Annotated in this window: 22 protein-coding genes; 12 read left to right on the top strand and 10 right to left on the bottom strand. The window is 39.0% G+C overall.

What is annotated here, in order from left to right; translation table 11 throughout:
• The first annotated feature begins 122 nt into the window (after window positions 1–122).
• Window positions 123–2,114 (top strand): sensor histidine kinase, encoded by a 1,992-nt coding sequence (locus tag GD597_RS13120; RefSeq protein ID WP_171608322.1) that lies wholly within the window; start codon window positions 123–125, stop codon window positions 2,112–2,114.
• 149 nt (window positions 2,115–2,263) lie between these two features.
• Here GD597_RS13120 and GD597_RS13125 read toward each other — a convergent pair whose 3' ends face one another.
• On the bottom strand, window positions 2,264–3,247 hold the full coding sequence (locus tag GD597_RS13125; RefSeq protein ID WP_235954293.1) for a phytanoyl-CoA dioxygenase family protein: 984 nt from the start codon (window positions 3,245–3,247) through the stop codon (window positions 2,264–2,266).
• 330 nt (window positions 3,248–3,577) lie between these two features.
• On the opposite strand from GD597_RS13125, the gene GD597_RS13130 reads away from it, so the two are divergent.
• Window positions 3,578–4,579: a hypothetical protein gene (locus GD597_RS13130; RefSeq protein WP_171608323.1), complete on the top strand. Its 1,002-nt coding sequence runs from the start codon at window positions 3,578–3,580 to the stop codon at window positions 4,577–4,579.
• An 84-nt stretch (window positions 4,580–4,663) separates the two neighbouring features.
• On the opposite strand, the gene GD597_RS13135 is transcribed toward GD597_RS13130, so the two are convergent.
• From GD597_RS13135 to GD597_RS13160, 6 genes are all read right to left on the bottom strand, one after another.
• Window positions 4,664–5,044 carry a Dabb family protein gene (locus GD597_RS13135; RefSeq protein ID WP_171608324.1) on the bottom strand — a complete coding sequence of 127 codons (381 nt, stop codon included), beginning with the start codon at window positions 5,042–5,044 and terminating at the stop codon, window positions 4,664–4,666.
• 149 nt (window positions 5,045–5,193) lie between these two features.
• A complete protein-coding gene (locus GD597_RS13140; protein WP_171608325.1) occupies window positions 5,194–5,811 on the bottom strand; it encodes a SprT-like domain-containing protein in 618 nt (205 codons plus the stop codon).
• Window positions 5,798–6,202, bottom strand: coding sequence for a hypothetical protein (locus GD597_RS13145; RefSeq protein ID WP_171608326.1), 405 nt, complete (start codon window positions 6,200–6,202; stop codon window positions 5,798–5,800). Before GD597_RS13145 ends, GD597_RS13140 begins: the two co-directional genes overlap by 14 nt.
• On the bottom strand, window positions 6,202–6,417 hold the full coding sequence (locus tag GD597_RS13150) for an AtpZ/AtpI family protein (RefSeq protein ID WP_171608327.1): 216 nt from the start codon (window positions 6,415–6,417) through the stop codon (window positions 6,202–6,204). Before GD597_RS13150 ends, GD597_RS13145 begins: the two co-directional genes overlap by 1 nt.
• A gap of 11 nt (window positions 6,418–6,428) precedes the next feature.
• Window positions 6,429–6,824 (bottom strand): hypothetical protein, encoded by a 396-nt coding sequence (locus GD597_RS13155; RefSeq protein ID WP_171608328.1) that lies wholly within the window; start codon window positions 6,822–6,824, stop codon window positions 6,429–6,431.
• A gap of 203 nt (window positions 6,825–7,027) precedes the next feature.
• Window positions 7,028–7,573: a hypothetical protein gene (locus GD597_RS13160; RefSeq protein ID WP_171608329.1), complete on the bottom strand. Its 546-nt coding sequence runs from the start codon at window positions 7,571–7,573 to the stop codon at window positions 7,028–7,030.
• A gap of 228 nt (window positions 7,574–7,801) precedes the next feature.
• Here GD597_RS13160 and GD597_RS13165 point away from each other — a divergent pair, with 228 nt between their 5' ends.
• Window positions 7,802–8,506 carry an NUDIX hydrolase gene (locus GD597_RS13165; protein WP_171608330.1) on the top strand — a complete coding sequence of 235 codons (705 nt, stop codon included), beginning with the start codon at window positions 7,802–7,804 and terminating at the stop codon, window positions 8,504–8,506.
• A 320-nt stretch (window positions 8,507–8,826) separates the two neighbouring features.
• On the opposite strand, the gene GD597_RS13170 is transcribed toward GD597_RS13165, so the two are convergent.
• Window positions 8,827–9,597, bottom strand: coding sequence for an AMP nucleosidase (locus GD597_RS13170; RefSeq protein WP_171608331.1), 771 nt, complete (start codon window positions 9,595–9,597; stop codon window positions 8,827–8,829).
• 256 nt (window positions 9,598–9,853) lie between these two features.
• Here GD597_RS13170 and GD597_RS13175 point away from each other — a divergent pair, with 256 nt between their 5' ends.
• The 4 genes from GD597_RS13175 (at window position 9,854) to GD597_RS13190 (ending at window position 17,238) form a co-directional block, all read left to right on the top strand.
• Window positions 9,854–10,291 (top strand): type I restriction enzyme HsdR N-terminal domain-containing protein, encoded by a 438-nt coding sequence (locus GD597_RS13175; RefSeq protein WP_171608332.1) that lies wholly within the window; start codon window positions 9,854–9,856, stop codon window positions 10,289–10,291.
• A gap of 319 nt (window positions 10,292–10,610) precedes the next feature.
• Window positions 10,611–13,508 carry a M36 family metallopeptidase gene (locus GD597_RS13180; RefSeq protein WP_171608333.1) on the top strand — a complete coding sequence of 966 codons (2,898 nt, stop codon included), beginning with the start codon at window positions 10,611–10,613 and terminating at the stop codon, window positions 13,506–13,508.
• A gap of 382 nt (window positions 13,509–13,890) precedes the next feature.
• Window positions 13,891–15,018, top strand: coding sequence for a lactonase family protein (locus tag GD597_RS13185; RefSeq protein WP_171608334.1), 1,128 nt, complete (start codon window positions 13,891–13,893; stop codon window positions 15,016–15,018).
• Between the two features lie 195 nt (window positions 15,019–15,213).
• Complete coding sequence (locus tag GD597_RS13190) at window positions 15,214–17,238, top strand: gliding motility-associated C-terminal domain-containing protein (RefSeq protein ID WP_235954294.1); 2,025 nt, start codon at window positions 15,214–15,216, stop codon at window positions 17,236–17,238.
• A gap of 164 nt (window positions 17,239–17,402) precedes the next feature.
• Here GD597_RS13190 and GD597_RS13195 read toward each other — a convergent pair whose 3' ends face one another.
• Window positions 17,403–17,828, bottom strand: coding sequence for a hypothetical protein (locus GD597_RS13195; RefSeq protein ID WP_171608335.1), 426 nt, complete (start codon window positions 17,826–17,828; stop codon window positions 17,403–17,405).
• Between the two features lie 397 nt (window positions 17,829–18,225).
• Here GD597_RS13195 and GD597_RS13200 point away from each other — a divergent pair, with 397 nt between their 5' ends.
• The 5 genes from GD597_RS13200 (at window position 18,226) to lpxB (ending at window position 24,550) form a co-directional block, all read left to right on the top strand.
• Window positions 18,226–19,125, top strand: coding sequence for a DUF1338 domain-containing protein (locus GD597_RS13200; protein ID WP_171608336.1), 900 nt, complete (start codon window positions 18,226–18,228; stop codon window positions 19,123–19,125).
• Window positions 19,126–19,156: 31 nt separating this feature from the next.
• The gene (gene amaB, locus GD597_RS13205; protein ID WP_171608337.1) at window positions 19,157–20,680 is read left to right on the top strand and encodes an L-piperidine-6-carboxylate dehydrogenase; all 1,524 of its coding nucleotides are present in this window, start codon (window positions 19,157–19,159) and stop codon (window positions 20,678–20,680) included.
• 270 nt (window positions 20,681–20,950) lie between these two features.
• Window positions 20,951–22,651 (top strand): S8 family peptidase, encoded by a 1,701-nt coding sequence (locus GD597_RS13210; protein WP_171608338.1) that lies wholly within the window; start codon window positions 20,951–20,953, stop codon window positions 22,649–22,651.
• Between the two features lie 237 nt (window positions 22,652–22,888).
• On the top strand, window positions 22,889–23,398 hold the full coding sequence (locus GD597_RS13215) for a DinB family protein (protein ID WP_171608339.1): 510 nt from the start codon (window positions 22,889–22,891) through the stop codon (window positions 23,396–23,398).
• A gap of 33 nt (window positions 23,399–23,431) precedes the next feature.
• Window positions 23,432–24,550: a lipid-A-disaccharide synthase gene (gene lpxB, locus GD597_RS13220; RefSeq protein ID WP_171608340.1), complete on the top strand. Its 1,119-nt coding sequence runs from the start codon at window positions 23,432–23,434 to the stop codon at window positions 24,548–24,550.
• 153 nt (window positions 24,551–24,703) lie between these two features.
• Here lpxB and GD597_RS13225 read toward each other — a convergent pair whose 3' ends face one another.
• The gene (locus GD597_RS13225) at window positions 24,704–25,213 is read right to left on the bottom strand and encodes a M15 family metallopeptidase (protein ID WP_171608341.1); all 510 of its coding nucleotides are present in this window, start codon (window positions 25,211–25,213) and stop codon (window positions 24,704–24,706) included.
• Window positions 25,214–25,358: the final 145 nt, after the last annotated feature.

Here is a 25,358-nt window from a genome sequence, read left to right on the forward strand (position 1 = left end):
CTTTTACAATAATTGGTGTTTACAAAAACAACTTGATATACACAAGTAAGATGTTAAGTGATTTGTAAATACTACCGTTCCCTTGGCTTTTTCCCTAAACAACTAAAAAACTAAGGAAGATTATGAAATGCTATTTACTAAACACCTGGTTACTCCTATCAGTCATTACTGCTACGGCTGCCGATACTACAACCGTCAGGTCGGGCTATTTTGATATTAGTCATATCAATTGGCAGCAAGCTGGCATTGTTCAGCTAAATGGCGACTGGGAATTTTATCCTGCTGTTTTTTATTCACCAAATGATTTCAACAACACACAGGTATTACCCGGTAAACAATTTATAAAAGTGCCTTCATTTTGGAATAACGGTATAAAAAACCAAAACAATCAAAAGGAAGGTTGTGGTTATGGTACTTATAGGGTTACGATTCTATGCCCAAAACAAAACGACTTGCTGGTCTTAAAATTGCTTACAGTAGCTTCAGCATACAGGCTTTATATAAATGGACAGGAATTATATCATTCCGGTAAACCCGATTCAACTTCGGCAGGTACTATTCCCTTGTTAAAACCAGCAATTGTACCCGTAACTCCACTGCACGATACCATTGAGATTATTATGCATGTAGCCAATTATAGCGATAGGGTAGGCGGTGTATGGGATTACATTTCGCTGGGGCCATCAAAAAATATCTATAGCAATTTGCTTAAAAGCAATGCACTTAATTTTTTTGTAGCGGGTAGCTTTTTTCTTTGCAGCGCTTATTTCGCTATTCTATTCGTTTTCTTCCGGCGCAAGTACATTTATTTTTATTTTACTGTTTTGTGTATTATTCTCAGTATCCGGGCCCTGGTTACCGGAGAGGTTTCCATTCATTATATTGTTTCTATTGATTGGGAAATAGTACGCCGTATAGAATACATTTCATTGTTTTTAACCGTACCGGTTATGGCTTTGTTTTCCTATCAGCTTTTTCCAAAAGAATTTTCCAGAAAAGTACTTTATGCTGTTTTAATTATAGGGGCTTTGTTTTTAAGTGTTGGCTTATTTGCATCGCATTATTATTATACTTATTTATTGCCTGAGTATGGATGGTTTTTAATTTTAACTGCCTGCTATGGTTTGTATGCCTATATAAAAGCCTCTAAACATAAACGGCAGGGTAGTAGTATTTTCCTTATTAGCTTTATTATATTTTTCTTTACCTCCATTAACGATGTATTATACGCCAACCTTATTATAGAATCGACGCAGCTGTTTTATGTGGGTTTATATGTATTGGTTATTGCCATTACTATTTTATTATCCAGGCAATTTTCTTATGCATTTAAATCATTGCGTATTGCCAACCGGGAACTTTCAGAAATCAATCACGAATTGCATCAAAAGAATATTTCAATTAAGGATAAAAACGACCAACTACAACAACTTAATGCCGAAATGGATATTCTGGTATACAGAACTTCTCACGACCTTAAGTCGCCACTGGCATCTACATTAGGGATACTTCAAATAGCCAAAACAGAAACTGATACAGAGAAAATAAATACCTATCTGGATATGGGAGAAAAAGCCCTGAACCGAATGGAATTTTTTATCAATGATATCCTTGATTTTGCTAAAAATAAAAGAGTGGGATTGGATTTAACCGATATTCATTTTTCACAATTGGTGCAACAATCATTAGAAGCACATGAATTTGCCCATAATGCAAAAAGCATTGTAAAAGAAATTGAAATAAAGCAAGAGGAGAAATTTATATCAGACCGTGGACGTATTAGCATGATTATCAATAATCTTATTTCCAATGCTATTAAATACAGTGATGAACATAAAGAAAATAAGTTTATCAGGATTAGCATTGTAATAGAGCAAAATACAGCCATTCTAAAAGTAACCGATAATGGACTGGGCATTGGGCAGGAACATCTTGATAAATTGTTTTCGATGTTTTACCGTGCAACAGATGCTGCACAGGGTACTGGTCTGGGCTTATATATGCTAAAAGAAACGGTGGAAAAACTAAAAGGTACAGTATCGCTTAGCTCTGTTTTAAATGAGGGTACTACTGTTACCGTTACCTTGCCCAATCTTTCTGAAAATATAGAATAAGTATTTTTATAAACTAAGTAAATGCACTTAATGGTAGTGCATTTACTTAGTTTTTTTGTTGCCAAATAATCAGTAAGTACAAGTGTGCGACGCAAGTAAAGCTGTATTAGCTTCCCACAGCCTGGTACAAAAACATGTACACTAACTTTCTAATGCCAGCTTTTTAAACCCAGTATTTTTTCACCTAATTCGGTTAATTCTGCTCTTTCGTATTTGGTTTGCTCCCATTTGCGGGGATCGCCGGGAAAAGCATAACCTTCTGGCGCAATACGGTGTTTCCAGGAGTTTATACGCCAGGTGCGCAGGTCTTCATTTTCTTCCACCGCAGGTGTGAACGAAATATACTGCGCCAGTCTGGGCCTATCGCTTTCATTTTTTCTAATGCCGTGTGCCAGCATACTATTAAATATTAACAGGTCGCCTTTTTTGCACATTACTTTTACAATCTCAAAACCGGTGGTATCCGGTTTAAAAGGATCACGGTCTGCAGGTTGTGTTTTTACCCATTCATCAAAGGTTCTATATAGCTCGGGTACGCATTGAAAACCGCCCGTAAATTCATCCGTATCGCTTAAAGCCAATACGCCTTGCACATTTACAGGCTTGGGTACCATACTGGTATCAATATCAAAATGTATAAAGGCCTTGTATTCATGGCCTGGCCTTACCGGAAAATTAAGATTGGCGCGGTCAATGGTAACCCATAATTCCTCTATACCCCATATATCTACAAACGCATCGTAAACGCGTTGGTTCATGCGGTTCTTCCACATAAGAGGGTGGTTATACATTTCTACCATACCGGTATTTTTTAGCTCTTTCATTTGTATCTCTGCCCGGGCTTCTGCATACCAGGTTTCGGGGTTGGCAGGGTCTTTTTCTTCAAACTCCCAAAGCATATTGGCCATGTTTTCTACGTCTTCGGCCGGTACTGCATTAGGTATTATAACATAACCGTTATTTATCCAAAAATTCCATTGTTCCTCGCTAAGCACCCGCAAAGCTTTGCCATTGCTTCGGTCGTTTAATTTATGCGCCGTGCGTGCTACCGAGGCATTGCCTGGTGTTTGTTTATCATCGTACAGTTTGCCCATGGCATTCATGGTCATGTTTTGTTTTGTTTCTGCTTGCATACAATCGTTTTTATATTTATTAAAATTGGCCATTTTTTGGGGCCAGGGTGCTGATTATCTATTAAGCTGTACTTGCGTCGCACTCTTGTACTGTAGTAATACTGTGGTGCAAAATGCAAATGCCAGTAAACCAATACAAGCCTTTTTATTTGACCTTTTTTGTGCCATTCAAATTGCAAAAGCCGCATTACACAGCAGGATGGCAATAGCACTCACACTGTGCAGTTTGTTTTGGTTACTTGTAAAACAATATTACATATGTTCTTAATTAGTTTAAGCGGTAAGTCTGGCCAAGTCCAAATTAAAAGAATTACCTATATTTAGCCTGCCATGCCGCAACAACGCAAAATACCATACCATACCGTTAAAGTAGGTTATGGTATTTATATAATAGAAGAGATTAGAAAGCGCATTAATAAAGAACAGCCAACCGAAACAGATATCAGGCGCATGCTGTTGAAAAACACAAAACCAACAATGGATGCTGCTGTGGTAATGGCAAAACAAATGTCCAGATTTTGTAAAACCAACAAAGAGTTTTTATTAAAAGCAAAGGAAGAAACCCTTGATAAAATAGCTGTAGCACTAGGCTTGCCATTGCAGCAATGCACCCATTTTTACGAACGCATTAACCAGTTGTATAAACGCAGTACCCATTATTACACCTACCTGCAAAAAGCCGAGCAATATATGCTGCAGTTTAAAATGGCCAACGATGAAATTTATTTTAAACAGCTGTTGAATTACCGCGAAGAATATGGCATAAAAACGATGTTAATTACCTATCCTTTCGGGCAACTGGACAGTAATTTGCCTGCAAGTGATTTTGGTGCTTATACCGATATTAAAACCGAGGTTTTGTTTAAAGAACTGTGCAGCCGAATGAATGCCACCCAATACAAATTACTTACAGATAATTTGGTTGACCGTTTTTTTAAAAAGGATATTCAAAAGCCTGATACCTGGATTAGTATTGGCCTTTTTGGTAATAAACTTTCTTATGGATTATTAACTATGCCACCCTTTAATGCGGTGTTTAAATGGCTTCCCGAAGAAAACAAAATAATGCTGGCCGGAAAAACCTATGCTGCCAACCGGGAGAAGAAACAGGATTATGCTGTTTTTGCACGCTTACAATTAGCAAGGGGTAAAACAATAATTATTATTGGGGGTATTGAGGGCTATGGTACAGAGAAACTGGGTGAGTATGTTTGGCGTAACTGGCGTAAAATTTACGATGTAGTTTTTAGTGAGATTAGCGATTCAGTAATATTACTGTATAAAATAGCGGCAGGTAAAATTCATCAGCAAGATTTGGTAAGGTTTAATTAGCTTGGATTTACGGCATAAATGTCCCATAAATAAATAGCTGCTGCAAAAAATATGGTTTGCAGCAGCTATTTGTTGGTATTTATTTTAATTGGTCCAATAATCAACCACAACTGGCTTGTCTAAAAATGGCTTTAATATATCTACAAATGCTTTGTGTGCAGGATGCACCAGGTAATCATCGCGGTCTTTCTCGCTGCTGAATGTTACAAAAAAGCAATGGGTAAGGCCTTCATTTATTTTTTCGGGGCTATTGTTTACGCCCCATTCAAATGCTTTTATCTGGCTTATTTGTGTTGGTAACTTCTCAAATGCATCGGTAACTTTTTTTATTTCGGCGGGGGTGGTATTATCTTTAAATTTAAACAGTACCACATGCCTTAGTACTTTGCTGCTATTGGTTTGTTGTGCATTTACCGTGCCTATGCTAAGAATTGCCATAATGGAAAGTAATATTAGTTTGTTCATATATTTTGTTTGTATAAATGTAGGGCTTATGAACGGCTTGCAAAACTTTAGATAAGAGTTTATGTTTTGCTGCATATGGTTATAGTGTACAAGAGTGCGACGCAACCGGGCTTAATAGCACTATTATTGCCGGGCTAATAACAATGTATTTATAGAGGCCTTACTTCGTAAACAGGGCTAAAAAGATAGAAATTGCCGGTTTGTTGCTCTTTGCATTTGTAGCGTTTGCGCAGGCGCTCGCCTTTCTCAAAAATGCGGCCGTCTTTTATTTTAAAGCTACTGCCTTTGGGCAATTCTTCTAAAAGACGAATATTTTCTTTGGGCTCGTTGTATTTACGTAATACACGCGTTAATCCTTCCTCGGCACAACTGCTTGCTGCGGGGTTGTTTAGCGAATGGCGTAACTCGGCTTCAATATCTGGTGGGAAAATTTTTTTGGTAACAAAATTGGCCAGCATACTGCCATAGATATATTTCCATTCTTTACCATGTGCATTTACGCGATGCCCAAATTGTTCGTATGTAAGCAGGTGCGCCAGCTCGTGCAGCAACGTAATAAGAAAGGCATAATTATTAAGATTACCATTTACCGTAATACGGTGATTTTTGCCATGAATGGCATTGCGATAATCGCCTAATACCGATTTTCTTTCACGTGTAATGGTTAAATGCACTTTATGGCGGTGCAGGTAATCTGCCACGCTTTCAAAGCTACCCTCGGGCAGGTAATCCGCCAGTGCCTGCATGGGATGTTCAGCGGCTGCCATTCTCTTTGTTTATACGGGATATGGTTTTTACTTCAATAAAAGTGTATAAAAAATATAATGCCATACATACATAAATGGCATAGCGGCTTTTTGATTCGCCGGCTACATAAACATAAATTACTACCGCAGCAGCAATTACAACCAGCTTTATAGCCGTGCCTGCCATTACACTGCGTACAAACGCATTGGGGTTATTGCTGGACAATGATTTTTTTTGCATAAAAAATACACCCAACGATAAAATAAACAGTATACCATTGCCATAACCAACCACCAGCGGGTCTATACCCTTATCAGCCAGAAATTTGCCAAAAAGCATCCAGGTAGAATTTACCAGTAAGAATACAACTGCCAGTGGCGCAATTGCTTTTTTGTTAAAAGATGTAGCCATTATTGTTTTTTTGAAGTGTCTTTTATTACTTTAATCATCATGCCTGCAATAAATAGCAAAGGTAAAATCCATATAAATAAGGGGGAGTTGCTTTTTATCCACTTATCCATATAATTACCGGCATACACCGTGCATCCTAAAATGACAATTAGCTGTATAGCCAGCCCGGAATAGGCAATCAGTAATTTGCGGTTCGATTGTGGCGATTTATCCATACCAGGCAGGCTTAATCGTTAGATATTTCAGGGGTTGGCACATGAAGCATATTAGTATCTAATTGTGCCGGAGAACCGCCGTTAAGCACCTGCCTTAAATTATTCAGGTACTTGTCTTTGTATTGAATGGTTTGTTCTAACGAGTCTGTTTTAATTTTTAATGCCTGCAGCTCTACACGATTGGTATTATTGCCATAACCGGGTATATAAAAATGAAGTGGGGTAAGTACAATAAGTGCCACTGTAAAGCTAATCAGCAATATAAAAATGGTGCTTAAGCCAATGTAAACACTAATACGGGATAGTTTAAATGTAATCACCTCTTCATAGGTGTCATCATTCATTACTACCAGCCGGTAGCGGCTTTGTAAGCGCTTTAAAGTGCTGCTTTTTTGCTGTTCTGCCATATAAGCTAAATAAGCTCAAAGGTAACATTAAATAGCACTGCGCAAAATATAGCCAATAACAAAGCTTATGTACAATGCAGGTTAATGGTGTACCATGCAATAATGCATTGGGCATCTTTACTTGCGTCGCACACTTGTACTACACAACCCAAATGGGCTAACAGCCAATTGCACAAATAAGGCAAAAAAAAATTGCAACCAAATTAATGATACACAGTTTGGGTATGTGGCACATTAAAATCTGGGGTAAAATAATTGGCAGCTTTTACAGGTAATTGCAAATACCAGCAAATACCCATTAATAAGCAGTAAAAATAATCTTCGGGCAGGCGGTTACTTGCAAAATTGCCAAGTGTGGTAGTGGCACTAACTTCCATGGTAAAACTAATCAATGGTTTTTCGTTTGTGTTTTTATACACCGCTAAAAAGCCATCTTCTTTATAGGAAAGGTTGTAAAAATAAGTCACTTCAAAAAAGCTAAGGCTGCCAAATTCCCCACCGGTGTTGGTGGTTTCAATAATGCCTGCATCAAAACCATATTCATTTTTAAAAATAATTTTAGGATGTCTTTTGCCTTGCTGGTAAACCATAAATAAACGCCTGTCACCATTACTTTCTAACCTGGCAGTATGTAACAATACATCATACACCATGGTTAAAATATTGGTTTTTTGATGAGCAATATGCATCAAAAGTTGCTTTCTTCCTCCTTCGGGGTATACATCTTCTACAGTTAATTGGTATTCCATACAATCAATTTGTATAAAGCTAACCCCACAATGCCGTTAAGCGTGTTTATGATTTAATGGTAATAATTTCTTAACATTGGCCCTGTTGCTTTTGCACAATGCATAAATACGGGGCGGCTTGTCTAAATAAATTTTATATATTCATCCCTGCAATGCAATAAAATGTACTTGTATGGGTAAGCAATACCTATAATAGAGACTAAAATCACAATTGATCCTGGATTATTTATGACCCGATACGCAAAACAAACCCGGTTGCTGGTTGCCGTAGATTGTATAATTTTTGGCTTTGATGGCACCGAAATGAAATTATTACTGGTAAAAAGAAGCCTTGAACCCGAAAAAGGCCGCTGGAGTTTAATGGGTGGTTTTGTTGATATAAATGAGTCTTTTGAAAAGGCCGCAGCCCGTGTATTAAAAGAATTAACCGGATTGGAAAATGTTTATATGGAGCAACTTTTTGCTTTTGGAGAACCCAACCGGGATCCCATTGAACGTACGGCATCTATCACCTATTTTAGTTTAATAGATATACAACAATACGAACAGCAGATTAGTCACGAATACCATGCAGAATGGTTCCCTGTTAAAAAGATACCCTCCCTTATTTTCGATCATCGCGATATGATTGAAATGGCCAAGGAGAAGTTGAGGTATAAGGCGGCACTGCACCCTATTTTATTTGAGTTGCTACCACCGAAATTTACGCTACCGCAATTGCAAAACTTGTACGAAGGTGTGTACGATGCCATTATGGATAAAAGAAATTTTAGCCGTAAAGTTTTATCTACCGGTCTTTTGGTTAAGCAAAAAGATAAAGACAAGCTAAGTTCTAAACGCGGTGCCTATTATTATAAAATCGACAAAAGAAAATACCTTACCAAGTTTAATGCTTTCCTGAATTTTGTACCTAATCCGCAAAATTTAAAATAACCTCATTTTATTTAAGTAGGTTTGGAAAAGCAGCTATGAGTTGCTTTGAGATTTTGATAAATGTCATCTGGAAATCCATTTTTCTTTACACTGATTAGTAGTGAAAAATAAAAAGAGTGTAAAATGGAAGGGCTGTTTTAATTCGATTTGGTTACTATCTGTTTAAATATAAATAATGGTATTGAAATATGAGTAGCATATCTATGTATGATATTCATATTTTGTCTTTTAAACATCATAATCACAGTATTTTCTTTTTTGCGAACTGCAAAAATCAAATGTAAGGTGCTCAATACTTAAAAGTGGTTCCATTGTACAAATTAGAACTGCAAATGCCTTACCGTTGCGCCGTTGTTAATAAGCTGCTTTAATGAATCAATGCCAATTTTTAAATGTTTGTCAACAAATTGAAGTGTGATTTTCGAATCACTTTTTTCAGTTTTTATACCCTCTGGTATCATGGGTTGATCACTTACCAGCAATAATGCACCGGTTGGTATTTTATTGTAAAAACCTACGGTAAAAATGGTAGCTGTTTCCATATCAATGGCGTAAGCCCTAATTTTTTGCAGATACTCCTTAAAAGCTTCATCATGTTCCCAAACCCTGCGGTTAGTAGTGTATACTGTGCCGGTCCAATAGTCAACCTTATAATCCCTTATAGTAGTAGAAATGGCTTTTTGTAAGGCAAATGCAGGCATTGCGGGTACTTCGGCCGGAAAATAATCGTTAGACGTACCCTCACCTCTTATCGCAGCAATTGGCAATATCAAATCGCCTAGTTTGTTTCTCTTTTTTAAGCCACCACATTTACCAAGAAACAATACCGCTTTTGGGTTTATGGCGCTTAATAAATCCATTACGGTTGCTGCACCCGGGCTACCCATACCAAAATTTACAATTGTAATTCCATTGGCCGTAGCACATTGAAAAGGTTTGTCTTTACCAACTACTTTTACTTTATGCCATTCGGCAAACTTGGTAACATAGTTGCTAAAATTGGTTAGCAAAATGTATTTGCCAAAATTTTTTAAATCCTCACCTGTATATCGGGGTAGCCAGTTGTTTACAATTTCTTCTTTCGTCTTCATAATTATATTTCTTTAAGCTATCTGTTGCTGTAATTTGCCATGCTATTATTGATGCAGGGGCTGTTGGCTGTAATGGTAAATTAATCAACAGTCCGGGCTTTCCGTTGCAAGTCCTCACTCACTGCACTGCGTTACGTTCGTTGCGGGCTTTACACTGCAATCCCGCAGCCATTAAGCAGTATAACCATGTGCAACATAAGGTTAAGTGTTAACAACAAATATACAAAACCGGTAGCTCATATTATTACATTTGCGTATGCTGGCAATAGAATATCCTTCCGTTAATTTTAAAACAAAGCAACAGGGTAACCAACAACTCATTTTTGATGAATTTAGAAAAAAATGGGTAGTACTTACGCCTGAAGAATGGGTGCGCCAGCATTTTTTATATTATCTGGTTCAGGTTAAAGATTATCCGGCAGCTTTAATTGCTGTAGAAAAGGAAATAAGGTTAGGCGAGCTAAAAAAGCGTTGCGATATTGTTGTGTATAAGGGCCAAAAGCCGTGGATGATAATAGAGTGCAAGGAACAGGATACGGCGCTTAATGAGCAGGTAATTGCCCAAATACTACGTTACAATATAACACTTGCCGTTGAATATCTTGTTATAACAAATGGTAATTATAGCCGTGCATTTTATATAGCTAATTCCCCAGCTACTGCTGAAATAGATAGTTTGCCCGATTGGCTTTGATAGAATGGTTTACAATTAATATTACATTGTACTGGCTGTTTGAAGCCCATACCATATGCTGGCGTACAAGTGTGCGACGCAAGTAAAGCTGTTATAATTTATAATGTTTGGCTAATAATAAAATGTAAAGATTTAAATAAACCAGGCAATACATTTAATTTTTTTTAAATTTCTTACCCGTTCATTTACATATTATTATTTATGTAATGCTATGGCTTAAAAGGTTATTATATTTTTTGCTAACCACTGTTTGCATTTGGCAAATAGGTACTTTTACTTCCGCTTCAAATTTTTATTTTCTTAAAACAATACATATTACATGAACAAACATTACTCTATTAAAAGAACTGCGTTGCTTTTAGTTATTGCAGTTCTTGCTATTAGTAAATCTTTTTCTCAACAGGTAGCTAATGCAAAAGCTTTGGTTGAGAGAAATGCTGCTAAAATTGGCTTGAATGCTAATGACTTAAAAAACTACCGCATTTCTGATGCGTATGCTGACAAATCTTCTGGCTTAACTTATGTGTATTTACAGCAAACTTTTAAGGGCATTGATGTATTTAATGCCATTCAAACTGTTGCATTTAAAAATGAAAAAGCAGTTTCGGTAACTGGTGCAAGAATTGGTAACATGGAAGCGCTGGTAAATTCGAAAGAAGGTTTAGCTGGTGTAACCGCGGCCGATGCTATTAAAGCTGCCGCCAGTCATCTTAAATTGGCTACCCCATCTGCTATGATGCCAATTAAGCAAATGAATGCTTTTAAAGAAATTGAATTTAGCAATATGGGAATTTCTTCAACCAACATTAAATCTAAATTATTGTGGGTGCCGGATGAAATTTCGAATAAAATGTCTTTAAGCTGGCAGGTTCAAATGCAACCCAAAGGTTTGGCTGATTTGTGGTATGTAAATGTGGATGCACAGAAAGGTGATATTTTAAATAAAATCAACCTGAATATTGTTTGTAACTGGACTACACCACGCCGTGTTTCTGCAATGCGGGATATATCTGCAGATATAACCATGGCTCAGGACGATAACAGCAGCGCATTGGTTAGTTCTACCAAATACCGCGTAATTCCTTTCCCTGCAGAAAGCCCTATTCATCCGGGTGGCGCAGCTGCTATTGTTACCAATCCATGGTCATTGGCTGGTACAGGCAATAATGCTACTACTTTACAGTGGCACGATAACGGTACTACTACTTTTGATAGTACAAAAGGTAATAATGTTTTGGCTCAGGAAGATAGAAATGGTAATAATGGTACTGGTAAACTGGTAAAATCTACCACTGTTTTACCAAACCTTACATTTACCAATAAAGTAAATTTTACTAAAGCACCTACTACTTCTGCAAATCAAAAATTTGCGATTACCAACCTGTTTTACTGGAATAATATTATGCATGATATTTCTTATCAATATGGTTTTGATGAAGTATCTGGTAATTTCCAGGCTAACAATTTAGGCCGTGGTGGTAATGGTAACGACTTTGTATTTGCCGATGCGCAGGACGGTTCTGGTACCAATAATGCCAATTTCTCTACACCAAATGATGGTAACAATCCACGTATGCAGATGTTTTTGTTTGATGGCATAGCTTCTACTACTATCAATCAGCCAACAGCATTTCAAGGTGTTAAAACATCTGTTGAAAGTGCTTTTAGTACTAACAATAAATTAATTTCTGTTGGTACAAAAACAGCTAATGTTGTATACTTTAATGATGATATTGCAGGTACTACACATGGTGCCTGCAGTGCTGCTGCCAACCCGGTTACACTTAGCGGTAAAATAGCATTGATAGACAGGGGTACCTGTGGATTTACCGTTAAAGTAAAAAATGCACAGCTGGCCGGCGCCATTGCTGCCATTGTAGTTGATAATATTCCAGGTGAATATCCAATTGCAATGGGTGGTACAGATAATACTATCACTATTCCTGCAGTTATGGTAAGCTATGAAACTGGCGATACCATTAAAAGTTACCTAAATACCAGCGTAGTAGTAAATGCTACCTTAAAAGGTGGTGTAAGCATCGATGGTGATTTGGATAATGGTGTTATTTCTCATGAATATACACACGGTATTTCTAACCGCTTAACAGGTGGTCCATCTAATAGTTCCTGCTTAACCAATAAAGAACAAATGGGAGAAGGCTGGAGCGATTATTTTGCTTTGATGGTTACTAAAAAATGGTCTACTGCCACTATTAATGATGGCGCCAATGCATCTCCAATAGGTACTTATGTAGTAGGTCAGCCAATTACTGGTGGTGGTATTCGTAACTATCCTTATTCTACCAATTTTGCTGTTAATCCATGGACATATGATTCACTTCCTGCCACTGGTGGTGAAGTACACAATATTGGTGAAGTTTGGTGTAATGCACTTTGGGAAATGACCTGGGGTATTATTCAAACTGCCGGTATTAATACCAATATTTACAATGCCTCTGGTGCTGGTGGTAATAGTATTGCGCTTAAACTGGTTACACAAGGTATGAAACTACAGCCTTGTAAACCAGGCTTTATCGATGGCCGTGACGCAATTCTAAAAGCTGATACTTTATTGTACGGCGGTGTGCATAGTGCAGCTATATGGAAAGCATTTGCAAAAAGAGGTATGGGTATCTTTGCTTCTCAAGGTTTATCCAGCAGTTATACTGATGGTGTTGCTGATTACACTGAGCCTCCTGCTCCGCCAACTGCAAACAAAGGCGACTTATACGTTTACAAACAAAGCACTTCTGCTTTATTGCAATGGCAAAATGTTGCCAATATGACTGGCAATAGCTTTACAGTTGAAAGAAGTACCAACGGCGTAAACTACGAGGTAATTGGAACTGTAAAAGCTGGTAAAAATGCCAACGATATGAACACCTTTACCGATGTTAACCCAGCCAACGGTACTAACTATTACCGTTTAACTCAGGCTGCAATTGGTAGCGATATTCATTCAGCAGTACGTTCTATTAACTTTACAGGGGTGCACATTACACCAAACCCTGCAAAAGATAATATCACTATAACCATTGGCGATAATGTAAAAGCATTAAAAGTTACCCTGGTTACAGCTGCCGGTAAGCAAATTGCTTCTTACAATATGAACAGCAGTGTATTAAATATTAAACTGCCAGCAATTGCACCAGGTATGTATTTTGTAAAAATTACTGGCGATGGTTTTACCAGTACCAATAAATTAATTATTCAATAAGGTATACCTATAGTATTTTTCTAAAAAGCCCCTTTGCAAAAAGGGGCTTTTTATTTTCATCGATGAATTAATTAATACCAGAGTTTAGGCGATTAGTTTCTTATTTGCCCAGCTTTTAGGCAAATGGCAGCTGTACTTGCGTCGCACACTTGAGCGGTAGAATATGAGGGAGCAATGCAAATGCATCATTGGTTATATACTTTTTTTAACCCCAATATTAGATTCGTCTTTTGCCGCCATAAAAGTTGAACCTTGAACCGAGCGTGGCAAGAAAAGCCTCATTATAAAACAATAGCCGGCTAACAAAAACCTTAACGGAAATTTTTGGGTTTATCAGTTATCTTCGGTTCTTAATTATTCATCTTTATATAATTGGTTACTTATGAAAAAAGTATTGCTTGTAATTGCTTTATTAAATGGAATGGTTGCTTTTGCTCAAAACCCTATTCAGTACCTGTTGGTAGGTACTTATACAAATAGTGGCAAAAGTGAAGGTATTTATGTATACCGTTTTAATCCCAATAAAACCGAAGCTACATTGGTAAGTGTTGCCAAGGGCGTTCAAAATCCGTCGTATCTGGCTATTTCTAAAGACCAGAAATTTGTATACGCCGTAAATGAAAATCATGGTGATAACGGCGGCGATGTAAGTGCTTTTTCTTTAGACAAAACAAAAGGCGAATTAACATTTTTAAATAAGCAGCCTTCCGGCGGCGATGACCCATGTTATGTGGCAATAGATTCTACTGGTAAAAATGTAGTAGTGGCCAATTATAGCGGTGGTAATGTTAGTGTATTAAAAACCAATGCTGATGGATCGCTGAAACCTGTTGTGCAAAATATTATGTACGATGGATATGGTGTAAATGTAACCAGACAGGAAATGCCGCACCCACACAGCACCGTTTTTTCAAACGATGAGAAAAATATGTTTGTGCCTAATTTGGGTAACGACAGATTATACCGCTACACATTTAATGCAAATGATGCTGCAAATCCATTAACTCCTATGGATCCGCCATATTATGAAATACCTGATAACAGTGGTCCGCGCCATATTACTTTTCACCCCAATGGTAAGTATGTTTATTTGGTAAATGAACTTTCTGGTAATGTAATAGTATATGCCAATAATAATGGTGTACTAACAGAAATTCAAACAATTATTTCAGATAATACCAACAGTAAAACAGATAAGGGCAGTGCCGATATTCATATAACCCCTGATGGAAAGTTTTTGTATACTACCAACCGTGCAACGGCCAATGATATTGCCATGTTTAAAGTAGGCACAGATGGTAAATTAACCGAGAATGGTCACCAGGCTGTAGGTATGCACCCAAGAAATTTTATGATAGACCCAACAGGCCGTTTTTTATTGGTGGCAAACCGCGACAGCAATAGTATTCAAATATTTATCATCAATAAAAACTTTGGTATTTTACAGGATAGCGGCGTTAAAATTGATGTTCCTCAACCTGTATGCTTAAAGATGGTTCCGGTAAAATAAAAGCCATTTCAGGTTAAATCAGCCATACTTACAAATTGTCAATATAGGTAAGCAATCTATATTATAAATGGCAATTGGTAAGTATGGTTTATATTTAGTTTGTATATAATAGAAGTACAGGAACAAGACTTGCAAAATAACCGCTGTCATTGCAACGTTTTACTACTTTCGATGGTCTGAAAAGCAGATAATTTCATGATGCGTTTATACACTTTTCTATTTTTTTTTCTGTTTTGTATGGCCGGGGCGGGTTTAGCTCAACAATGTAATACTATTGGGCAAACGCCATCTTCGGCATTTCCGGTATGCGGGGTAGATACTTTTGTGCAAACCAAAGTACCCATTTGCAGCGGTAATACCATTCCAGTTCCCGGTTGTGAATTGGATGGCGTTTCTTATACCGACAAAAACCCCTACTGGTATAAATTCACCTGCTTTACCTCGGGCACCTTAGGATTTTTAATAACGCCCAACGATATGGGTGATGATTACGATTGGGAATTATTTGATATTACAGGCCGTAATCCTAATGATGTTTACACAGATAAAACCCTGGTGGTAATTGGTAACTGGGCGGGTACTTATGGATTAACAGGTGCATCATCTGCAGGCGTGGCTTCCATGCAGTGTGCTTCAGATCCATTAGCTAAAGCCAATGCCTTTAGTTTAAAACCCAGTATTATTCAGGGGCATACCTATCTTTTAATGGTAAGCCATTATACCGATTCGCAAATTGGTTATCGCTTGTCTTTTGGTGGTGGCACCGCCAGTATCACAGATCCTTTAGATCCTAATTTCAGTTTGGCTACTACATCATGCGATGGTACCCAAATAAGGCTCAAGCTTAATAAAAAAATAAAATGTAGCAGCCTAGCTGGTAATGGTACGGATTTTACCATTGCGGGCTCAAGTGTAACTGTTACAAGTGCTACCGGCTTTGGCTGTAGTAGTGGTTTTGATATGGATTCTGTTACCTTGCTGTTAAGTCAGCCACTGGCACCTGGCAGTTACAATTTACTTGCAGCAAAAGGGTCAGACAGTACTACTTTGTTAGACAATTGTAATCAGGCTATACCAGTTGGTACATCAATCCCCTTTATCGTTTTTGGCAGGCAGCCCACGCCATTTGATAGTCTTGTGCCGGTGAAATGTGCGCCCACCCAATTACAACTCCAGTTTAAGAAAAATATTAATTGTAATTCTATTGCACCCAATGGCAGCGATTTTTCTATCTCAGGCCCATATCCGGTAAGTATTGCTTCCGCCTCGGGCAATTGCACTAATGGGGTAACCAGCATCATCAATATTAATCTGGTTAGTGCAGTAGTACGCCAGGGTACTTATACCATTACATTAAATCAAGGTACAGATGGCACAACCATTGTTGATGAATGTGGCGAGGAAACGGTTGCCGGTGCCACACTTAGTTTTTCCGTTAAGGATACCGTAAATGCAGATATTAGCTACACGCTTAAAGAAGCTTGCGAGTTTGATACCATTTACTATTCTAATCCTATTGCAAATGGTATCACCAGCTGGAGCTGGACTTTTGATAATACCCTCACCCGCAGTATTAACGATCCGGTGATTGTTTATTCCACCTTTGGCGCTAAAACTGCCAGCCTTGTTGTAAGTAATGGCTTTTGTGCCGATACGGCTCTGGCAAATATTTATTTAAACAAAGACTCACTGATTGCTAATTTTTCGGGGCCTTCGGTGTATTGCCCCAACGATCTGGCTATTTTCCGCGATACCAGTATTGGCGATATATTTTTGTGGAACTGGGAGTTTGGAAATGGCAATACCAGCAGCTTCCAATTCCCTCCGCCGCAAGTGTATCCCAGTGCTGATAAAGACAGGCTGTTTCCTGTAAGGTTAATTGTTACCAGCAATAAAGCTTGTACCGATACTTTACTAAAGTTTATAAAAGTGGTGAACAATTGTTATATAGCAGTGCCCACAGCTTTCACCCCCAATAAAGATGGGCGAAACGATTATCTCTATCCCTTAAACGCATACAAAGCCACCAATTTGCAATTTAGCGTGTTTAATAAATGGGGGCAGCGCCTGTTTACTACCAAAGACTGGACCCGAAAGTGGGACGGCACATTTAATGGCAACGAGCAGGCTACGGGTACTTATGTTTGGTTTTTGCAATACACCGATACTGATACCGGCAAAACCATTTTTCAAAAAGGAACCACCGTTTTAATACGCTAGATTTTAAATAATGGCGTTCCCTGCGGGCCGGGCTTTTCGTTACAAGTCCTCGCTGCACTGCGTTTCGCTGCGGGCTTTTCACTGCAATCCCTAACGCAAAAACAGTTGAATCATAAACAAAAAAGAACGGCTTTATTAGCCGTTCTTTTTTCATGGTATTCCTGTTATTGCTTGGCTGGTGCCGGTGGTTTACCTGGTTGGCCTGGCCTCATTTGTTTTTCTATTTCCATGTATTTGGCAAACTGGTCTGCCGTTAAAACGGTTTTTATTTTAGCATCCCTTGCCTCTGCCAGTTTTTTTACTGCATCTTTATTTGCAGGTGGAGGTGGTGGAGGGGGCGGGGCTTGTGCTTCATCCGGTTTTGGCATTTGCTTTTGCATGGCATCAAAAAACTCTTTAAATGCTGCAGTCACTTTTTGCTGCTGGTCGGCAGTAAGGCTTAAGTCTTTCTGCAATTTTTCTGTTACATGTTTTAACCTTTCTTCAGGGCCTGGTTTTCTGCCAGGTGCATTTTCATCTGGTTTTTGTGCTGTAGCTGCTACGGCAATAAAAAGTGCAGATATAAATACGCCTGTGATTTTCTTTTTCATACTATTTTGTTTTTTATTTACAGGTATAAGATGCAAGGGTAAAATAAAAACTTTGCAGGGGGCTGTTAATAATTACCAAAAGGTTTTCTGATTGTATTTCAACAGTCGTCTCAGATGGCTATAGGCTTGGGGTAATCCATAAAAAAGCAATAGCTTTGCACCGCAAATGAATATACTATTGAACATACTGCTTTCTTATATGGCTTACCTTAGAAGCACTTGTTCTCATGTGCCTTAATACCGCATTTGCCATTTTTATAATAGTAGTTGGCGTATTGCTTACTGCAAGTTTTTGTGCAGCAGTATTACTGCAGTACAAGAGTGCGACGCAAGAAAAGCTACATACATATTCTGGCCTCTGGCCAATACATTTTATTACAAAACAATTATAATTTACATGTCAAATACAGTGTTAGCAGCTGTGCTGGATGGCTTAATGCAGAAATATAAAGAGCGTGTGCCCGATGTGGCCGGCGTTATAAATGCCCTTAGACAAGAAGGTGTTATTGCAAATGCATCAGATATTGAGAACGATCATATCGCTTTTAGAACCATCGGCGTTCCGTTTTTAGGCATACAATCGCTGGAGAAAATTTTTCTGCATTATGGGTATCAAAAAATGGAGCAATATTATTTTCCCTCTAAAAAACTGGATGCTTTCTGGTATGCCCCGCCGGCACCTGAGTATCCCCGTATTTTTATCAGCGAATTAAGGGTGAAGGATTTAAGTAATGCGGCCCAACAAATTATTTATTCCTATACCAATGAAATTATTGCAGACCCGGTGGATGCCATTGATGTAAATAATGCCGCTGCAGTGGATACATTTTTACACAGCGGTTTATGGCGCCTGCCTACGGTTGAAGATTTTACCGCTCTGGCTAAAGAATCAGAATATGCTGCATGGGTAATTTATAACAGATACTACTTAAACCATTTTACGGTTAGCGTGCATAATTTAAAACCCGGTTATAACACAGTAGCTGCATTTAATACATTTCTGGAAAGAAATGGGTTTACTTTAAACGATGCCGGTGGTAAAATAAAAATTAGTGCCGATGGCAATCTGTTGCAAAGTTCTACAGTAGCCGAAATGCTGGATGCTGTATTTGCTGAAGGAAAAATACACCGTATTTCAGGATCCTATGTTGAGTTTGCCGAAAGGAAAGTATTGCCTCAATTTGCTGATATGCCCGCTTTGGAAATTAAAAGGGAGCACCGTCGCGAAGGATTTGAAGCTTCTAATGCAGATAAGATATTTGAAAGTACTTATGCAGCACAAACAATTAAACGATAATACATTTACAATTACTATAAATTAAAGCTATATGGAATTTTTACAGCAATTAGGTATTGAAGCTGAAAACAAAGGCGTATCAACCGGTAGTAGCTGGTTTACCGGCACCGGTGTAAAAATAGATTCTTATTCCCCTGTGGATGGTACCTTAATTGGCAGCGTGTTTAGTGCAGGTGCCACCGATTATGAAGCCATGATGGCACAAGCCGGAGAAGCATTTAAAGAGTGGCGCATGTGGCCTGCCCCAAAACGTGGTGAAATTGTTCGCCAGTTTGGCGAGGCTTTACGTGTATATAAAGAACCATTGGGTAAACTGGTTAGCTACGAAATGGGTAAAAGCCTGCAGGAAGGCCTTGGCGAAGTACAGGAAATGATTGATATATGCGATTTTGCGTTAGGCTTATCCCGCCAGCTATACGGATTAACCATGCATAGCGAAAGGCCCCTGCACCGTATGTATGAGCAATGGCATCCGCTGGGTATTGTGGGCATTATTTCTGCTTTTAATTTTCCGGTAGCGGTATGGAGTTGGAATACAGCACTTGCTTGGGTGTGTGGTAATGTATGTGTGTGGAAACCCAGTGAAAAAACTCCTTTGTGTGGCATAGCCTGCCAAAAAATTATTGCCGAAGTATTTGCTAAAAATAATGTGCCCGAAGGCGTAAGTTGCCTTATTCAGGGCGACCGCACTGTAGGCGAGTTATTATCAAATGATACTCGCATACCATTGGTTTCTGCCACAGGCTCAACCCGCATGGGCAAGGCTTTGGCGGCAGCCGTAGCCGCCCGTTTAGGCAGGTCTATTTTAGAATTGGGTGGTAATAATGCCATCATTATCTCTCAACATGCAGATTTGGATATGAGCCTTATTGGCGCAGCTTTTGGCGCTGTAGGCACTGCCGGCCAGCGTTGCACCACCACCCGCAGGTTAATTATTCACGAATCGGTGTATGATGTATTTAAGGCTAAATTGGTAAATGCTTACCAGCAATTAAGCATTGGCGATCCATTGGATAGCAAAAATCATGTAGGTCCATTAATTGATAAAGATGCGGTTAAAATGTACCTGCAATCAATTGAAGATTGTAAGGCACAGGGTGGCCATTTTGTGGTAGAAGGTGGCGTATTGGAAGGCGAGGGCTACCAAAGCGGTTGTTATGTAAAGCCTTGCATTGCCGAGGTAACCAACGATTTGCCGGTGGTACAGCATGAAACCTTTGCCCCCATTTTATACCTGATTAAATATAAAGCCATCGAGGAAGCTATTGAGTTGCAGAATGGTGTTCCGCAGGGTTTATCCTCAGCTATTATGACGGTAAATATGCGGGAAGCCGAGCAGTTTCTCTCTCAGGCAGGTAGCGATTGTGGTATTGCGAACGTAAATATTGGCACCAGCGGGGCCGAAATTGGCGGTGCATTTGGCGGCGAAAAAGAAACCGGCGGCGGCCGCGAAAGTGGCAGCGATGCCTGGAAAGCCTATATGCGCAGGCAAACCAACACCATTAACTATAGCACCAAATTGCCACTGGCACAGGGAATACAGTTCAATTTATAAGTTGATAACAAATTCATAATATTGCGGCAGCGTTACATTTTGGTAACGTCTGCCGCATTTTTATTTACGGCATTTCGTATTTTTACCTGTTAGCTTTTTTTTGATGTATTTTTTGGGAGCCGGCATTGGTACAACCAGTAGCTTTACTTGTGTCACTCACTTGTACTTCCGGTTAAAAGGCAGCAAAAAGTAAACAATAAAGGTACTAAGCTATAAGTATTAACATTATTGCCCTTAACGGGTGTTATTGCACATAAGAAAACCTGATTCATGTTGAGATTGAAAAGTTTATTGATCCTGCTATTGCTGGCTACAACCCTGGTGAATGCCCAAAATAATGTACAGGGATGGCATTTAAAAGATCCCCAGGCAGATGGTTTTAATGGCATAAGTCTGGAAAAAACCTATCGCTTCCTTAAAGGTAAAAAAAGTACACCCGTTATTGTAGCGGTAATAGACTCAGGTATTGATACTACCCAGGAAGACCTTAAAAGTATTTTATGGGTAAATACTAAAGAAATTCCAGGTAATGGCAAGGATGATGATGGTAATGGTTATATAGATGATGTACATGGCTGGAACTTTTTGGGCAATAAAAATGGCAACAATTTAAAAAGAGCCAATAACGAAAGAACCAGGGTGTATTACGAATTCAAAGATAAATTCGACGGAAAGGAAATTGACACTACCAAACTAACCCCCGATGAAAAATGGCAATTTGCCGCCTGGTTAAAAGCCGAAGCCCAAATGGGCGTAAGCGCCGATGAAAAGTTGCAGGTACAAATGCTGGAGGCCATTTGTAAATCCATAAAAAGAAATGATGCGGTTATAAGAACCGAGATGAATAAAGAGGAATATACCTCCAGCGATCTGGAAAGCTTTGTACCCGAAACCAGCAAAGGCAAACAAGCAAAAATGGGATATATCAGTTGCCTTAAAATGCTTAGTCTGGAAGAAGAGCCTACCAATAAAGAACTCATTACTGAGCTGGATGAATATGTTGAAGGTAAAAAGCAGAATATAGCCAACAGCATTCAAAAACCTGAAGATGTAAGGGCGCAGGTTATTGGCGATGATTATTACAATATTAACGACAAGTTTTATGGTAACAGCGATGTAATGGGCCCAGATCCTATGCATGGCACCCATGTATCGGGTATAATTGCCGCCGACCGCAACAATAATATTGGTATTAATGGGGTAGCCGATAATGTAAAAATAATGGTATTACGTGCCGTACCTGATGGCGATGAGTATGATAAAGACATTGCGCTTGCCATAAAATATGCCGTAGATAATGGTGCCCGGGTAATTAATATGAGTTTTGGCAAAAGTTTTTCACCCGAAAAGAAATGGGTAGATGAAGCCGTGCAATATGCCGCCGCTAAAGATGTGCTGCTGGTGCATGCTGCCGGCAACGAATCGCACAATATAGATAGTGTTGATAATTTCCCCAACCCCAGAATGATGGTAAATAATACCCTTGCCGCCAATTTTTTAACTGTTGGTGCCAGTGGCGATAAGAATGTAGGTAATGGACAAATTATTGCCGATTTTAGCAATTACGGAAAGGCAAATGTAGATGTGTTTGCACCCGGAGTTAAAATATATTCCACACTACCCGGCGAAAAAGGGTACGGCTTTTTAAATGGCACCAGTATGGCTGCCCCGGTGGTTACTGGTGTTGCCGCCTTAATAAGATCTTATTATCCGGCTTTATCTGCCAAACAGGTAAAATATGCCATTGATGCCTCAGCAGAAAAACTTACTGATTCCAGTTTGTTACAGGTGCCTGGAGAAGACCGTGTAGCCCTGGCTACCGATATAAGCATTACCGGTGGCTTTTTAAACGCCAATGCTGCATTGGAACTGGCTGCCACTTTACAACCAGAGAATACCAATAAGCCGGTACCGAATAAAAAATCTAAAAAGAAACCTACGCTGGTTAATTCAAAATCAAGTAAAAATTAGTTTTGCATTGCTTGTACATGGCTGTTAAAAGCTGCTTCTAATTACTATAGTACAAGTGTGCGACGCAAGTAATGCTGCCCTTATTACAACTGCCGGGTTCAACATCTTTACTATATAACTGATGCTTGCCAATACTGGTTTTATTTACTACTTATGTTTTTATTATGTATGTCTGTGCGCTGGCATTTGTATTTTTGTGCATCTACATAGTAATAGTAAATTCTTAAATGTATCATTATGGCAAGACCACAGGAAAGCGAATCAGCCGTTTTTTATCATAAGTATATCAACTATACAAAAGGCGATTCTGTTGTAGAAATCATTCAACATCATGTTGATGAAATTCACGCATTTTATACTACGCTGCCCGCTTCTAAAGCAGATTATGCCTATGCTGCCGGAAAGTGGACGATAAAAGACCTGTTACAACATGTAATTGATGCAGAACGCATTTTTGCCTACCGCCTGCTACGTGTGGCGCGTAAAGATGCCACCCCACTAGCCGGTTTTGAAGAAAACGATTATGCCATAACTGCACAAGCCGGCAACAGAGCCATGGAGTCATTAGTAGAGGAATTTATAGCCGTTAGGGCATCAACTGATTTGCTGGTAAAATCGCTTACGCCTGAACAGTTAAGCCATTCGGGAACGGCCAGTAATAATTTTATTACAGCCAATGCATTGGTATATATTTTATATGGCCATTTACTACATCACAAAACCATTATTGCAGAGCGATATTTGTAATACAAAGGCCACATTATACAAAGCCCGGGAACAATGAAATATTATATTATAGCTGGTGAAGCCAGCGGCGATTTACATGGCAGCAATTTGATAAAAGAAATTCGTTTGCTGGAGGCTACAGCCAATATTCGCTGCTGGGGTGGCGATTTAATGCAACAAAGTGGTGGCACCATTGTAAAACATTACCGGGACCTTGCTTTTATGGGCTTTATAGAAGTGATAATGAATCTGCGCACTATTTTTAAAAATCTGGCTTTTTGTAAACAGGATATACAAGAATTTGCACCCGATGTACTGGTATTGATTGACTACCCTGGTTTTAACCTGCGTATTGCCGAATGGGCAAAACAGCAGGGTATAAAAGTGGTATATTATATTTCTCCGCAGGTATGGGCCTGGAAGGAGAACCGGGTTAAAAAAATGAAAACCTGTATTGATAAAATGCTGGTAATCCTGCCTTTTGAAAAGGAATACTATAAAAATAAATGGAACTGGGAGGTAGAATATGTGGGCCATCCATTGGTGCAGGTGGTAAATGAATATATGGCCGCCAACACACCCATACAGGCAAACATACCCACCCAAAAACCTATTATAGCTTTGCTACCCGGCAGCCGCCGGCAGGAGATTTTAATTAAGCTGCCCATTATGCTATCAGTGGCGGCTTTATTTCCAGGCTATCAATTTGTGGTAGCACAGGCACCTGGTTTGGAAGATGAATTTTATGCCGGTATGCTGGCACCATATAGCAATGTAAGCACTGTAAAAAACAATACTTACAGTCTGTTAATGCAATCTACCGCCGCACTGGTTACCAGCGGCACTGCCACTTTAGAAACTGCTTTATTTGCGGTGCCACAGGTGGTTTGTTATAAGGGAAGTAACATCAGCTATCAAATAGCCAAAAGGCTTATTACCATTAAATATATATCGTTGGTAAACCTAATTATGGATAAGCTGGTAGTAACAGAACTGATACAAAACGAGCTTACTGTTAGCCAGCTTACCCAGCAGTTAAACCTGCTACTTACCAATACAGAAAAAATTAACCTGCTACAGGCAGATTATGCCGATTTGAAATCTTTGTTAAGCAAGGGTGGCAATGCCTCAGCCACTGCGGCCAAAAGCATTGTGCAATTTGTACGTGCATAATCCATCTTCTAGTCCGCCATTGCAACTGTAAATGCCTTTACGTGCACAGCACCCAGGGGCTATTTCTGGGAACACTTGTTTGGTTCTATTATATAGAAAACGAAAAGGTTCGCGTCTCCACGAACCTTAACTATAGGCCTTGGTATGTTGTTTTTATTTTAATTCAAAATGCATCCAGTCCCTGTTTTCTTCCCTACCCAAACCCACAAAGCCATGACTATAAAATATATCGTTCATTTTTGTATATTCTGGCTTTGCAAATTGCGCTGTTTTACTGTTTTGTTTTAAGGTATTGCGTGCGGGGTCCAGGTCTATAGCGGTGCCCCAGCTATGTTTGCTTAAATAGGTAGCTGCCAGTTTTGTGTTTTTTGCTTTCAGCGCTTCTTCATATTTTTTCTCTGTACCTCGCATAGGTCTAAAATTTACACAACCACCAAAAAGGTCAATACCCAGTTCACGTATCTTAGGAACACCGTACTCTGTAAGAATGTCGTTAAACACATCCATAAATGCATGAGCCGCCAGTTTATGGCATTGCATGCGGGAAGTTATTTTTGCAGGGTCCCATGCTATACGCATAGGATATGGTACAGTAATTACTGTAAAATTATCGGGGTTGCCGGGCTCCCCAAACCTTTCAACCATTTTCAGATTCGTAAGCATGTGATTTTTTTTATAGTAAATAATAATCTAATATATCGAATTAAAATATGGTTAGCAACATTTTCTTTAGCGGTATTAATGGCAGCTTGCTAACTTTTTCAATAATGGTAATAATGAACCAGGCTGCAGATCATTGGGCAACATA

Origin of the sequence: Limnovirga soli (assembly GCF_013106755.1) — a bacterium.
Taxonomy (GTDB): domain Bacteria; phylum Bacteroidota; class Bacteroidia; order Chitinophagales; family Chitinophagaceae; genus Limnovirga; species Limnovirga soli.

Bases quoted from the DNA above. Each gene is read 5' to 3' on its own strand.
- GD597_RS13170 (WP_171608331.1), bottom strand. From the start codon at position 9,597: ATGAAGACGAAAGAAGAAATTGTAAACAACTGGCTACCCCGATATACA.
- GD597_RS13185 (WP_171608334.1), top strand. From the start codon at position 13,891: ATGAAAAAAGTATTGCTTGTAATTGCTTTATTAAATGGAATGGTTGCT.
- GD597_RS13225 (WP_171608341.1), bottom strand. From the start codon at position 25,213: ATGCTTACGAATCTGAAAATGGTTGAAAGGTTTGGGGAGCCCGGCAAC.
- GD597_RS13210 (WP_171608338.1), top strand. From the start codon at position 20,951: ATGTTGAGATTGAAAAGTTTATTGATCCTGCTATTGCTGGCTACAACC.
- GD597_RS13140 (WP_171608325.1), bottom strand. From the start codon at position 5,811: ATGGCAGCCGCTGAACATCCCATGCAGGCACTGGCGGATTACCTGCCC.
- GD597_RS13125 (WP_235954293.1), bottom strand. From the start codon at position 3,247: ATGCAAGCAGAAACAAAACAAAACATGACCATGAATGCCATGGGCAAA.
- GD597_RS13160 (WP_171608329.1), bottom strand. From the start codon at position 7,573: ATGGAATACCAATTAACTGTAGAAGATGTATACCCCGAAGGAGGAAGA.
- GD597_RS13135 (WP_171608324.1), bottom strand. From the start codon at position 5,044: ATGAACAAACTAATATTACTTTCCATTATGGCAATTCTTAGCATAGGC.
- GD597_RS13145 (WP_171608326.1), bottom strand. From the start codon at position 6,202: ATGGCTACATCTTTTAACAAAAAAGCAATTGCGCCACTGGCAGTTGTA.
- GD597_RS13165 (WP_171608330.1), top strand. From the start codon at position 7,802: ATGACCCGATACGCAAAACAAACCCGGTTGCTGGTTGCCGTAGATTGT.
- GD597_RS13120 (WP_171608322.1), top strand. From the start codon at position 123: ATGAAATGCTATTTACTAAACACCTGGTTACTCCTATCAGTCATTACT.
- GD597_RS13150 (WP_171608327.1), bottom strand. From the start codon at position 6,417: ATGGATAAATCGCCACAATCGAACCGCAAATTACTGATTGCCTATTCC.
- GD597_RS13180 (WP_171608333.1), top strand. From the start codon at position 10,611: ATGAACAAACATTACTCTATTAAAAGAACTGCGTTGCTTTTAGTTATT.
- lpxB (WP_171608340.1), top strand. From the start codon at position 23,432: ATGAAATATTATATTATAGCTGGTGAAGCCAGCGGCGATTTACATGGC.
- GD597_RS13155 (WP_171608328.1), bottom strand. From the start codon at position 6,824: ATGGCAGAACAGCAAAAAAGCAGCACTTTAAAGCGCTTACAAAGCCGC.
- GD597_RS13200 (WP_171608336.1), top strand. From the start codon at position 18,226: ATGTCAAATACAGTGTTAGCAGCTGTGCTGGATGGCTTAATGCAGAAA.
- GD597_RS13130 (WP_171608323.1), top strand. From the start codon at position 3,578: ATGCCGCAACAACGCAAAATACCATACCATACCGTTAAAGTAGGTTAT.
- GD597_RS13175 (WP_171608332.1), top strand. From the start codon at position 9,854: ATGCTGGCAATAGAATATCCTTCCGTTAATTTTAAAACAAAGCAACAG.
- GD597_RS13190 (WP_235954294.1), top strand. From the start codon at position 15,214: ATGATGCGTTTATACACTTTTCTATTTTTTTTTCTGTTTTGTATGGCC.
- GD597_RS13195 (WP_171608335.1), bottom strand. From the start codon at position 17,828: ATGAAAAAGAAAATCACAGGCGTATTTATATCTGCACTTTTTATTGCC.
- GD597_RS13215 (WP_171608339.1), top strand. From the start codon at position 22,889: ATGGCAAGACCACAGGAAAGCGAATCAGCCGTTTTTTATCATAAGTAT.
- amaB (WP_171608337.1), top strand. From the start codon at position 19,157: ATGGAATTTTTACAGCAATTAGGTATTGAAGCTGAAAACAAAGGCGTA.